This window comes from Gelidibacter sp., assembly GCF_035515035.1.
Classification (GTDB): Bacteria; Bacteroidota; Bacteroidia; order Flavobacteriales; family Flavobacteriaceae; genus Gelidibacter.
The window spans coordinates 1-12991 of record NZ_DATJCA010000067.1 but is presented as its reverse complement, the minus strand read 5'-3'; the positions used below and the strand labels follow the sequence as shown (position 1 = coordinate 12991).

General features: G+C 38.6%; 12 protein-coding genes. All 12 read right to left on the bottom strand.

The genetic code is table 11. The features are described from left to right. Positions 1-346, bottom strand: a 346-nt coding sequence (locus tag VLZ86_RS05265; RefSeq protein WP_325449456.1) for an ATP-binding protein, incomplete at its 3' end; no start/stop codon positions are given. Positions 347-363: 17 nt separating this feature from the next. Continuing rightward, entirely contained in the window at positions 364-1737 is a 1374-nt protein-coding gene (locus VLZ86_RS05260; protein WP_325449454.1) for an MBL fold metallo-hydrolase, read from the bottom strand. Between the two features lie 14 nt (positions 1738-1751). Continuing rightward, positions 1752-2006, bottom strand: a complete 255-nt coding sequence (locus VLZ86_RS05255) for a hypothetical protein (protein ID WP_325449452.1) — start codon at positions 2004-2006, stop codon at positions 1752-1754. 39 nt (positions 2007-2045) lie between these two features. After that, positions 2046-2891, bottom strand: a complete 846-nt coding sequence (locus VLZ86_RS05250) for a restriction endonuclease (RefSeq protein ID WP_325449450.1) — start codon at positions 2889-2891, stop codon at positions 2046-2048. Positions 2892-2893: 2 nt separating this feature from the next. Next, positions 2894-3724 (bottom strand): universal stress protein, encoded by an 831-nt coding sequence (locus VLZ86_RS05245; protein WP_325449448.1) that lies wholly within the window; start codon positions 3722-3724, stop codon positions 2894-2896. A gap of 127 nt (positions 3725-3851) precedes the next feature. Beyond that, positions 3852-5081, bottom strand: a complete 1230-nt coding sequence (locus VLZ86_RS05240; protein ID WP_325449446.1) for an IS4 family transposase — start codon at positions 5079-5081, stop codon at positions 3852-3854. Between the two features lie 104 nt (positions 5082-5185). After that, complete coding sequence (locus VLZ86_RS05235) at positions 5186-7564, bottom strand: phosphoketolase family protein (protein WP_325449444.1); 2379 nt, start codon at positions 7562-7564, stop codon at positions 5186-5188. Between the two features lie 15 nt (positions 7565-7579). Then, positions 7580-8776 (bottom strand): acetate/propionate family kinase, encoded by a 1197-nt coding sequence (locus VLZ86_RS05230; RefSeq protein ID WP_325449442.1) that lies wholly within the window; start codon positions 8774-8776, stop codon positions 7580-7582. Between the two features lie 58 nt (positions 8777-8834). Beyond that, the gene (locus VLZ86_RS05225) at positions 8835-9905 is read right to left on the bottom strand and encodes a pesticidal protein Cry7Aa (protein WP_325449440.1); all 1071 of its coding nucleotides are present in this window, start codon (positions 9903-9905) and stop codon (positions 8835-8837) included. Positions 9906-10056: 151 nt separating this feature from the next. Next, positions 10057-10977 (bottom strand): alpha/beta hydrolase, encoded by a 921-nt coding sequence (locus VLZ86_RS05220; protein WP_325449439.1) that lies wholly within the window; start codon positions 10975-10977, stop codon positions 10057-10059. A 31-nt stretch (positions 10978-11008) separates the two neighbouring features. Beyond that, positions 11009-12070 (bottom strand): class I fructose-bisphosphate aldolase, encoded by a 1062-nt coding sequence (locus tag VLZ86_RS05215; protein ID WP_325449437.1) that lies wholly within the window; start codon positions 12068-12070, stop codon positions 11009-11011. Positions 12071-12171: 101 nt separating this feature from the next. After that, a partial coding sequence (locus VLZ86_RS05210) for a type II glyceraldehyde-3-phosphate dehydrogenase (RefSeq protein WP_325449435.1) occupies positions 12172-12991 on the bottom strand: 820 nt, incomplete at its 5' end.

Sequence of the window (12991 nt, the reverse complement as noted above, 5' to 3'; positions counted from 1 at the left end):
TATTCTTAACTGCGTTGAGCAGTTTCTCATCATAATCAAGCATTAAAAATTGATAGTATGCCATAGCATCTGGAATCGCCCTATCCAAGAAAACCAAATCTTGAGGCTGGATTGCGGCTTCTTGTTCTATTTGCATATCCAGAACTCCTAATTGAAATTGCCTTTTATTGTTCCTTATTTCTTCAACCGTATGTCCTTCAATACGCATAGTGTCTATATAGTGCCTCGCGTGTTCAATGGTTGTTTTATGACCTCTTTCAGCCAACATATTTATCACGGTAGTTTTTCCAGTGCTCGGACCACCAGTTATCACATGCCAATTGGTGTTTGCTCCTTTCGTTTCCATTTTAGTTGATTAAAGAGTTATACATTTTCTATACTGTATAGCTGTGGTATTTCCGCATCCCATCCATAGGTTTCTTTTATTCCATTTTGAAGTGCTTCCGCACCTTCTTTTTCTCCGTGCACAATAAAAATTCGTGATGGTTTGTTTTTTATTTTGCTCATCCAAGCTATAAGTTCAGCGTGGTCTGCGTGTGCCGAAAGGCCTTCGATATTTGCAACCTCCATATTAAATGGCACCCATTTGCCATATACTTTTAATTCTTTTTCGCCTTCCAGTAATTTTCTACCACGAGTACCTTCAGCTTGATAGCCAACAAAAAGCAGGGTGTTGTTTGAATTTTGCGCCTGCGTTTCGAGATAGTTGAGCATTCTGCCACCTGTAAGCATTCCACTTCCTGCGATTACGATTTTTGGCTTATTATCAGTTCGCAATTCCATAGTTTCGCGATAACTGCTCACGACCGTAAAGTGGGAACACATTTCTTCACATTCATTGGCTTCCAATCTGTGCCAATCCCTTGTTTGATGAAACAATTCCAATACACTAGCGCCCATTGGGCTATCCATTATCATTTGTACTCTTGGTATTCTCCTTTCTTTCAATAATTCCCAAAAAATCAGCATCATCAGTTGGGCACGTTCTACTGAAAAACTTGGGATAAATAGACTGCCCCCTCTCTTAATGGTGTCTTTGACCAATTTTTCAATTTGTGGGATTGCTTCAAATTCATCTGGATGAAACCTTCCACCATAAGTAGATTCAATAAAAAGTACATCGGCTTTTTTAGGTTGCAGGGGTGGATAGAGTAATAAATCATTGGTTCTTCCAATATCGCCCGAAAAAACAAAACGTTTTCCGTGTACATCCAATTCGATGAAAGTTGCACCAAGGATATGTCCGTTATACTGAAATCGTGCCTTGATACCATCAAATAACGGAATCCACTGTGATTGAGGAACACCCTTAAAATGTGGGATGGTTTTTTCTACATCCTTTAAATCGTACAATGGTTCTGCCGGACTGTGTTTGGAATAACCTTCCTTATTGGCACGTTCCGCTTCTTGCTCCTGAATTTTTCCGCTATCGTTCAAAATGATTTTAGCGATATCCAAGGTAGGATTGGTACCGTAGATGGGACCATTAAATCCTTGTTTTACTAATCGCGGTAGATAACCTGTGTGGTCCAAATGGCCGTGAGTAAGCAATACTGCGTCAATTTCTGAAACTTTCACGGGTGGATATTCCCAGTTTTTAAGCCGTAATTCTTTCAATCCTTGGAATAGTCCGCAGTCAATGAGTATTTTTCTCTCTCCTGTGTCCACTAAATATTTTGAGCCGGTTACTGTACCTGCTGCGCCCAAAAAGTGGATGTTTATTTTATTGTTGTTCATTTTATTGTATTTGTTTATTGTCCACCACAACAAGAAGACATGCTTCCTTTGTCTTGTTTCGAGTTGCTTAATTCCGCTATTTCATTATATAGATTACGGGAGTCTTCTTTGATAAAAAGCGCTAACTTCTTTATAGCTTCAGGCTCGAAGTTTACCATCCCCAATAATATTTCAAGTGTCTCTTCAAGTAGTTTTGGGTCATCTTCCAATGCTTGGTAAAATGGCTCTAAATCTATGCTGTGCTGTGATTTTAATCCTTCAGTTTTCATAAGTTTTGTTTTTAGGATTGCTACTTTTTTTATCATTATTCATGAAGCACTTTTACAAAGTGCTTCAGAATCTTCTAAAACTTTTTTATGTCTCTTTTCACTAATTCCTATCTGGTGTAATAGCATTGGGTTTTCGTGAAGCTCTTTGCAAAGCACAATGCCTTTATCCAATAATTTTATTTTTTCGGCTTTTGTGAGCGTTGTTAAAGCGGTTAGTGGGTGGAAGCCAGACTTATCTATGCGTTCTTTAAGTCCATTTCCCTTTGGATAATCCCAACTTGTCAATAACAACCCCACACACTTACCGTATTGCACCGCATCTGTTGTAAATCGTGTATTGGTGTACACACCTCCTTTATGAAGTTTAGATTCGTGGCCTTTTTGATGTTCCCACTTCGTTTTAACATCCAAAAATCTAGACTGGATATAGAGTGGGATTTTCACATTACAAGTTCTTCTTTGATCGCTGTGATATTTACATTCAATCATATAATGTTTGTTATCTTTTTGCGCCATCACATCTATTTCGTGTTGGACACAATTCCCCTGTAAAGTCACACCCACTTTTGTTGTATATCCTTCGTGCGCATATAATTTTCCCACAAGGTTTTCAAAAGGAAAACCTGTTGGACCCAGTTCCATCAAGGCTTTTTTGAGTTTGTATTTTGAGGCACTTACTCTGGATTTAGCTTTTAGCATCTTGAATGCCAATTGATAGATTTTTTTGGTGGTCATTCCTTCTTCGAGTTGCTCTTGTATCTTGCGGGCTATATCCTGAACAATGTCTTCCTCTGCTTTTGAACGGCGTAAGGAGTTGATGAGTTTGTTGACATCAAATGCCTGAAGTTCACCGGAATACTTTTTTATTAGGACTGATTTGTTCATCGTTATACTTTAATGGTCATCACAGGCAATTCGGAATGATTGGTTACACCTTCTGCGATACTTTTGGAGAACAGGCTTAAAAACCCTGTTCGTCCGCTAGTACACATAGCGATCAAATCGGCATCCTTATACTGTAAAAAATTGTTGATACCTGTTTCTACGTTAGTCTCATTATATACATTCATTGAGTAGTTATCTAAATCGGGGAATTTTTTCACGAACTCCTTAATAGGGTCTAGACCTTGCCCAATACTATTAAAGTCTGTTTCAGTATTGATCCTTAATAAGTGGATATGAGCACCGCATTTTTCAGCAATAGAAATAACGTGTTTAAATGCATCGCTTAGATCTTCCTTAAAATCTGAAACAAAAACGATATCCTTGAACGGGAAGGATACCTCTTGATGCTTAACAACAATTACTGGAACATCGGCTCTTCTCACTATTTTTTCGACGTTACTTCCCAGTAATTCACGTACTCTGCCTCGAGTGCCGCTACTTCCCGTGACTATAAAATCGTGGTGGAAATGACCCGAATGTTTAAGGATATTGGCTTGTCCGCCATCAAATTCCAAGAAGGTTCTACTTTTTAACCCTTGTCGTTCTGCTTTTTTATCCAGTTCTCTCAGGGCAGCTTTAGCGCTACCTATTTGTTTTACTGTTTCGGGATACAGTATTTCCTTTTGTTGATCCAACTTTACCCAGTCAACTGGGGTTGTCATTAAATGAAAAAAATGGATTTCGGAATTATAAAGTTTAGCTAATTTAATTCCGAGTTCTGCTGCCTTGTTGCAGTTTTCAGAGAAGTCGGTGGGTACTAGTATGTTTTTCATAGTGTTTTGTTTTTATATCAATTTTTGATTTAGACCTTATTTTAAAATTAATCATTGCTATCCGAAAGTTTTGGCAAAAACTCAAATAACACTTGGCATCCCCTATAAACAGATTGTTATTACATAATTATGCTGAAAATAAGTCAGAACTGAATTCTAATTTCGGTTCTGATCTTATTCTTTTAGCTCCATTTCCAATTTCATTGCACACATAATCTAAACTTAGATAATAAACTAGGCAGATTCTGATTTTTTCAACCAAATTGGAGAAGGACTTGGTCTTCTTTGCTATTGTTCTATTAATCAATTCTACCAATAGATAACTAATCAGAGCAATGTAAATTTGCGATTTAACCGCATTTTCACTTGTGCCTAAGAATGTTTTTATTTGTAGATTTTGTTTCATTGCCTTGAAAAATAATTCTATATCCCATCTCTTTTTGTAGAGGTCAGCTATGGTTCTGGCCGACCATTCTAAATTATTGGTTATTATTTCAATAACCTTGTTTTCATCTTGCTTGTAAACATGTACTAATCTTAATTGGTGCTCGTTAATGCCTGTCTCTAAGGCTTTGTTGCTGGTCAAAACAATAATTTCATCTTTTATAATATCTTGATCTTCGTTGTCGGGCAGATCTAGTTCCAGTACGGTTTGATATACTGTGTTTGTCTTGATTCTAGTAACAAAAACATTCTCGGCACGAATACGTGTGAGCATTAAGGAAAAATCAAAATAGCCTCTATCTTCAACAACTATTGTCCCTTTTTTAAAGATCAACTGACCAATACCATAGCGGTCATGTGTTTTGGCTTCGGTTATGTTGACTAAGTCGGGAATCTGCAAATTGTCATCCCAACAGGTATGTATTTTTAATCCACCTTTTGCTGTCCGAAACTTTGCCCAATCAAACATGTTTAAACATAGGCTGATCGTGGTGCTATCAATCAGTTTTATGGTCTGGTCTTTAATTTCGGCAATAATACGGCGTTGAGATTCATTTTTCAAAACCCGCTCATAATGATTTAAGATCTTGTAGTACAAGGATTCAAATACTTTCCAATCCCGTTTTTTATGGCTATCACTCATCGTAGATCTTGCTGGACTTTGAGTTAAGCCTAAATCCGCAATAAAAGTCTCACTAACCCCGATCCCAGTGGAAATATCGTTTAATGTGTAACATTTATTTAGCTGTCCGTAAGTTAAAGCAACAAATTGGTCGTAAGTCTTGTATTTACTACACCCCTTATCTGACTTGTGTGTTTTAGCACAAGACTTAATCATCCATCGAGGAACAAGGTCAATAATTTGTCGAATAACTGGTTTTTTAATATTTTTGTTTCGCCTGAAAAGTCCCATAAAATTATTTTTTTTCGCAAAACAAAAATAAGGGATTCTCAGGCACTTTTTATTTTAGACTTTCGGATGGCAGTGAAAATTAATGAATTGTTAAAAGATGCTTTTTAGTTTTCCCATTTCCAGTTTCTAATTTCGGGCATATCAATACCGTTCTTTCGGATGAAATATTTGTGCTCGATCAACTTGTCCTGCATTTCCTGTTTTAGATAGGCTACTGGGTCGCCCAAGTTCGGTAGGCGATCCAGAACATCTTGTACCAAGTGAAAACGATCCATATCGTTCAGTACAGTCATATCAAAGGCAGTTGTTATAGTGCCCTCTTCCTTATACCCTCTTACATGGATATTGCCATGGTTGGTGCGGTTGTAGGTAAGTCGATGGATAAGCCAAGGATACCCGTGAAAAGCGAATATTACAGGCTTGTTTTTTGTGAATAGCATATCAAAATCGGCATCGTTTAATCCATGAGGATGTGCTGTCTCCCGCTGTAGTTTCATCAGATCGACAACGTTTACCACACGCACTTTCAGATGGGGTAATTTTTCGCGAAGAATGGAAACTGCGGCAAGGGTTTCCAATGTAGGCACGTCGCCTGCACAGGCCATCACTACATCTGGTTCTACATCCCTGTCATTGCTTGCCCATTCCCATATACCAATCCCTTTCGTACAATGTATTACAGCTTCATCCATACTTAACCACTGCGGCGCAGGATGTTTGCCGGCCACTATTACATTTATATAATGCTTGCTGCGGAAACAATGATCCATTACAGATAACAAGCAATTGGCATCGGGTGGCAAATAAACCCGCACGACCGATGCTTTTTTATTCAGAACTACATCCAGAAACCCGGGATCCTGATGCGTAAAACCATTATGGTCCTGGCGCCAAACGTGCGATGCCAAGAGAATATTGAGAGAAGCAATGTTTCTTCGCCATGGCAACTCTGAAGTTACCTTTAGCCACTTTGCATGCTGGTTAAACATGCTGTCAATAATATGAATAAAAGCTTCATAGCAATTAAAAAGACCATGCCTTCCAGTTAGTAAGTAACCTTCCAGCCAGCCTTCGCATTGGTGTTCGCTGAGCATCTCCATCACTCGGCCTTCCTTTTTAAGAAATTCATCTGTTTCTAGGGTATCCGCTTCCCATTGCCTGTTAGTTGCCTCGAAAACGGAATTTAAACGGTTTGAAAGTGTTTCATCCGGTCCAAAGATCCGGAAATTCCGTTGTGACTGATTCAATTTGATAATGTCCCTGGCAAACTCTCCCAGAATACGAGTATCGCCGTTTCCCATTTCTCCACGCAAAAGATCAACACCGTATTCCCGAAAATCGGGTATGTGAAGATTTTTTAGCAAAAGGCCTCCATTGGCATGTGGGTTGGCGCCCATTCGTTGCTTACCTTGAGGTGCCAGATTGGCCAAATCAGACAAGAGCTTCCCTTCTTTATCAAAAAGCTCTTCGGGTTTATAGCTTTTAAACCAATCTTCCAATTGTTTTAAGTGTTCTGGATTACTTGCGGCATCGGACAACGGAACCTGATGTGATCTAAAATGATTTTCTACTGGCAAACCATCTATAAATTTAGGGCCTGTCCATCCTTTGGGTGTTTTCAAAATAATCATTGGCCATTGCGGACGTTCTGCATCTTTGTTTTTTGCAGCATTTTGTTTTATCTGCTTTATTTCTTCTATAACCTTATCCAGTAAAACTGCCATTTTTTGATGCATCTCCATTGGGTCATCACCTTCAATAAGATACGGTTTCCATCCATACCCTAAAAAAAGTTGCTCTAGTTCCACATCTCCAATGCGGGCAAGAATTGTGGGGTTGGCGATTTTATATCCATTAAGGTGAAGGATGGGGAGCACCGCGCCATCGCTAACCGGGTTTAAAAATTTATTTGAATGCCAGGCGGTCGCCAATGGACCTGTTTCAGCCTCGCCATCTCCAATTACACAGGAAACAATTAAGTCAGGATTATCAAAAGCAGCACCGAAAGCATGGCTGAGCGAATAACCTAATTCCCCACCTTCATGGATAGAGCCTGGGCATTCAGGCGAAACATGGCTGGGTATTCCTCCGGGAAATGAAAATTGCGTAAAGAGTTTTCTTAAGCCTTCCTCATCCTGGCTTATATGCGGGTACACCTCACTGTAAGTGCCCTCAAGGTAAACATTGCCTACAATTGCAGGCCCGCCGTGGCCAGGACCTGAAATGTAGATCATATCAAGGTCATACTTTTTTATGATTCGGTTTAAGTGAACATAAATAAAGTTCTGTCCGGGCGTAGTGCCCCAATGACCAAGTAACATTGGTTTAATATGTTCAGGTTTTAAAGGTTTTTGCATCAAGGGATTGTCCCATAAATAAATCTGACCAACGGAGAGATAATTTGCTGCTCGCCAATAGGCATTTATTTTTTGCAATAGATCTTCAGATAAATTCCCTTCTGTATCGAATGACTGTTTTTCCATGATTTCATTTTTTAATTAAGTATTTAATTGCGCATTTATAAAAAGCTTTCGTGTGTCCCGTGCAATCATTATTTCTTCATCAGTTGGAATTACAAGCACTGTCACTTTACTGTTTATTGTTGAAATAATAGTTGCATTTTTTTTGTTTTCTTCTTCATCAATTTCAATTCCGAGGTACTCAAAACCTTTACAGATGCGTGATCGTATCAGCGGTGCATTTTCACCAATGCCGCCGGAGAAAACCAAGGTATCAAGGCCCTCCAAGGCTGCAGTGTAAGCACCGATGTATTTTTTGATTTGATAACAGAAAATTTCAATGGCCAAGGCAGCATCTTTATTGTTCTTTTCCTTTTGGAGCAGGTCCTGCATGTTAGAGCTAAGGCCCGATATGCCAAGAAGACCGGATTTTTGGTTGATCAGGGCATTAAATGTCTCCGCGCTCATCCCGTTCTGCATTAAATACCAGGCTACGCTTGGATCCAGATCTCCGCTTCTGGTACTCATTACTAAACCGCCTGCAGGTGTAAAGCCCATTGAGGTGTCCAGACATTTACCATTTTTAACTGCTGCAAGACTGGCTCCGTTGCCAAGGTGGGCAAGGATAATTCGCCCCTTAGCTTCAGTTTTATCATTCTTTCTTAATTCATCCATTAAATAGCTATATGAAATGCCATGAAATCCATAGCGCTTGACACCTTCATCATAATATTTCTTTGGAAGGGCAAACGTCTTTGCAATTTTAGGTAGGGTTGTGTGGAAGGATGTATCAAAACAGGCTACCTGTAATAATTTCGGAAATTGTCTTTTGAACAATTCAATCATTGCAATTTCCGCAGGAAGATGATTGGGATCGTAATTACTTATTTTATACAACTCCTTTACAAGGTTATCATCAATAATTTCAGGATGTGTGTGCCCTAGGCCATGAACAATGCGATGCCCGATACATTTAATGGCTTCAAAAAATTCTTGTTCTTTTAACCATTCCAGTAAAATCTCTGCCGCTTCTTTGAAATTTGTTCCCTCTATTTTGATTTCATTTTTCTCATTGGTGAGAATATTGGTAATGATAAATTCAGGATTGTCCAGACCAATTCTTTTTATTTCTCCCGAAATCATTTTATCCAACTTAATATCCATGCCATATACAGCGAATTTGATGCTGGAAGAACCGCCATTGATTGTTAAGAGATATGAATTTTCTGGAACCATTGTTTATGCTTTTTTTTCGACTTTAGGGTTGTCTTCTATTGTGAATTTTTAAATGTTTTCATGATTTTACGGTCTTTTTTAACTCACCCAATAAACGTTTAAGGCTTACCTTGGCCACTGCAATATGCTTATCTGCCGCCCCGTAATAGATATGGAGATCGTCGCCAAACAAAGCTGTCCCCGTTGGGAATACCACGTGGTTCACCACGCCTTTCAGTTCCCAATCTTCTGAAGGGGAGAATAGGGGATAGGGCAACCTCCCGATTACTTTTGAAGGGTCATTGATATCCAATAGCGCGGCAGCTGCGTGATACGTTTTTCCGATGGTGGTTTCGCAAACGCCGTGGTAAATCATAAGCCAGCCATCTTCTGTTTCTATGGGAGGACAGCCGGCTCCCAGATAATTCACTTCAAAATCATAACAAGGGTCTATAAGAATATGATCGGTAAGGTTCCTTATATAATCCACCCAAAAGTCTTTGGTTAGGTTCTCCCATTTTTCAAACCTTAAGATTTGAATTCCCGGCCATATACGGTGTAGCATTACAAACTTGTTGTTTATCTTTCTGGGGAAGAGCACAACATCCTTGTCTCGCAAGAGCCTGTGTTTTTCTGCTACTACGCCTATTTCAGCAAAAAGGTTGTAGTAATGGTAATATTTTGGATTGAGCTTATCCTGATTGCAATGCTCTAAATGGAATTTATATTCCATATAATTTATAGGTGGGGTAATGATTCCTTTTTTCTCGAAATGTTTCATGTCTTTGGAAGTGGCCACTGCTCCCAAAGCATTTGCACCATCGTAGGCCGTATAGGTTAAATAAAAAGTATCTTCAATTTTAACGATACGCGCATCTTCCACGCCGTGCTTTTCAGTGTCTAAATCGCGGTAAATAATAGGGTGTTCAAGCCTTTCAACAATTGTTTCCGGTCCTTTGGACTTGGCATATCCTATGGTGGAAAAGTTGCCATCTTCCACAGCGCGGTAAAAGATATGCACATCTTGCCCTTCTTGAAATATTCCTGGATTCAATACGCCGTAGTTTTCAAATTCCAATTTAGTGGGACTAAGTAGGATCCCTAATTTTTCTATTGGTATTGCGGTATTAATCTGAATAGTATGTTCCATTGTTTCTGTGTTTATTTTGGATCTTCTCAATTATATTTATTCTTTGCCCAACAAGATCTTTCCATAATAATTTCTAAAGACTATTTATTAAAGTGCAGCATTCATTTCCGAGCTATTGGCTCCAGATATAAATACGTCTATATGTTTGATTTTACTCGTACTCATTAGCTATGGCTTTTTGTAAATTTTTTTCAGAAATAGTAAAGTCTTGAATTGTGTTCCAAACAAATTCTGCTTCTATCAGAAAGAACTGATGGTCTCCTTCGGGGGAAATAATTATTTTTGCGTTTTTAAATTCCCTTGATAATTTTAAGACATTCTCTAAAGGTGCAGTCTTGTCTTTTTCTCCGTGAATAAAAAGCACGTCTTTATCCTTAATTTTCTTTGCAATCGCATATAAATCTGTTTCCAAGATGACTTCTGTAAGCGAATAATAATAACTCATCCAATGATGCTTTTTTGCATCTTCATAAACATCATCGGTAAGGTTATCCGGTTTAAATGCACGCGACATAAAAATGGGATGAATCATACAAATGTATTTAGAGAGTTTACTTGATGTCATTCTATCCACAAAGGAATGTGTGGACATAATTTTTTTAAATTCATTTGCATCCTTGTAAACAGGTATGTTTATAAATATTCCAGCCTTGAACCAAGTTGGCTGCTTTTCTAATAGTGCCAATGATATTATTGCACCCATAGAATGTCCTCCAATAATCGTCTTTCCATCATTGAAGCCTTCTTTTTTGAGTATCATTTTAACAGCGTCCAATTGAATAGAAAGCGTATAATTGCTTTTTGGTTTTGGCGAATCCCCAAATCCGAGAAGATCTATTAGAAGCAACGAATGTGTTTTTGTTATATCTTTTAAATCACGTTTCCAATAATTTAAAGAGCCTGTTAAACCGTGTAACAGAACGAGTTTGTTTTCGCCAGAACCTATTATTTCATAGTTCAAGAGCGATTTATTGACATCAAAGGCTGGTTGCTTAATAATTTTATAGTGTTGATAGCCTGCTATTGCGACAACAGGAAAAAAGATTAATATGGCTATGAATAATAATGACATTATTATAATTTAATTTTAAACTGTTTGTTAGTTAAGCAATAGTGATGGTATTATCCAAATAGACATTTTGTACGGCTTTGATTAATTCAACCCCTTCGCCAAATGGTTTTTGAAACGCCTTTCTTCCCATTATCAAACCAGAACCGCCAGCTCTTTTATTGATAACTGCTGTCGTTATCGCATCAGCTAAATCAGACTCCCCTTTAGAACCACCACCAGAATTTATCAATCCTATTTTTCCCATATAGCAATTCGCTACCTGTAACCTGCATAGGTCAATGGGATGGTCTGTGGTTAACGCTTCATACATCGCATCATCAAATTTGCCAAAACCGATATCTTTAAAACCAAAGTTGTTTGTCGGCAATTTCTGCTTAATGATGTCTGCCTGTATAGTTACTCCTATATGATTTGCCTGCCCAGTTAAATCTGCTGCTGTGTGGTAATCTTCTTTTTCAGTTTTGAATGCTTCGTTGCGCAAATAGCACCAAAGGATGGTTGCCATACCTAAATTATGGGCTTCTTCAAAAGCTTCAGCTATTTCTTTAAGCTGTCTGTTGCTTTCCTTGGAACCAAAATAGATGGTGGCACCCACGGCAACGGCTCCCATATCCCACGCATTTTTAACTTTTCCAAATAAGGTTTGGTCATACTTGCTGGGATAAGTGAGCAACTCGTTGTGGTTGATCTTTACGATAAAGGGGATTTTATGGGCGTATTTTCGGGCATTCAATCCCAATACCCCAAAGGTGGAAGCCACGCCATTGCAGCCGGCTTCCATCGCCAATTTTATAATATTCTCGGGGTCAAAATAATCAGGATTTTTATAGAATGAAAAGGCTGCGCTATGCTCAATCCCTTGGTCTACTGGAAGGATGCTTAAGTAGCCTGTACCTCCCAAATTTCCGTGGTTGTACAATTGGACTAGACTTCGCAGTACCTGTGGATTCCTGTTGCTATTGCCAAACACCTTGTCAAGACTGCTCTTGCTGGGGGTTTGCAATTCATCCTTGGTTATTTTTTCACAAACGTGGTCTAAATAGAAGGACGCTTTTTCTCCTAAAAGTTCTGTAATATTTATGTTTGTTTTCATCTGTCTATAATATTTGTTTTTTAAAGGACATATGGAACATCCAATTAGTCATTCCGCTGTGTGTTTAAAAATTAATAATGGATGTTTCATTTTATAAACAATTAATAAATTCCTAAACTCTCATTGGTTTTAGCGATAGATTTTGCGGCATCTGTTTCAATTTCTGTAAGAGCTCTAATGGCATCGATTGTTTCTGGGATTACAATGGCTTGGTTATCCACCACGTAAGCATAAAAAAGTTCATCGCCCACTACTTTTAGCATATCTTCCCAAAGGGCTACTTCGTACATATCGCCCCAAGGTCTTCCCATATCCAAGAACATTTCTTTGATGGTATTGTTTGAAACCAAGCCTTGGTCATATTGAATTAGTTTGATGCGACTGGACGTTTTGAAAGCGTTCAATACTTCTTCTTTCGAGGCTTGTTTTTTTAATTTCACGTTCCAGTAGTGCAAATGGCTTAGGGTTTGAGGCACCTTTATTGCGGTAGTGATGACATCCAAATCAGGATCGACACTTTGCGCGTCAGGACCTTGATGGCTTGGAATATCTCTTTCAGGAACCATAGTGTTCATAATCCCACCGAGATGGCTTTCCCAAGGATCTGTAGCTCTTCTTAATAAAGTGCCTCTGGCATAATCCAATAAATTGGCTCTTTTTAACGCGGTCAAAGTTCTTAAAATAGAGGTGGTGTTGCAGGAAACAACTCTTGTCGCATCCAAGTTTAAAGCCGATTGATAATTGTTTTCTGCACTAAAAGAATGGCCTGTGGTTTCATGCTTTTCGCCGCCGTGTAGAATAAATTTGATATTTTGTTCTTTATAAATCGCAACATTTTGAGCCGCAATTTTTTTAGGGGTGCAATCCACAACGAGATCCGATTTTTTCAATAGGTCATGCATATCGCCTTTTATTGAAATC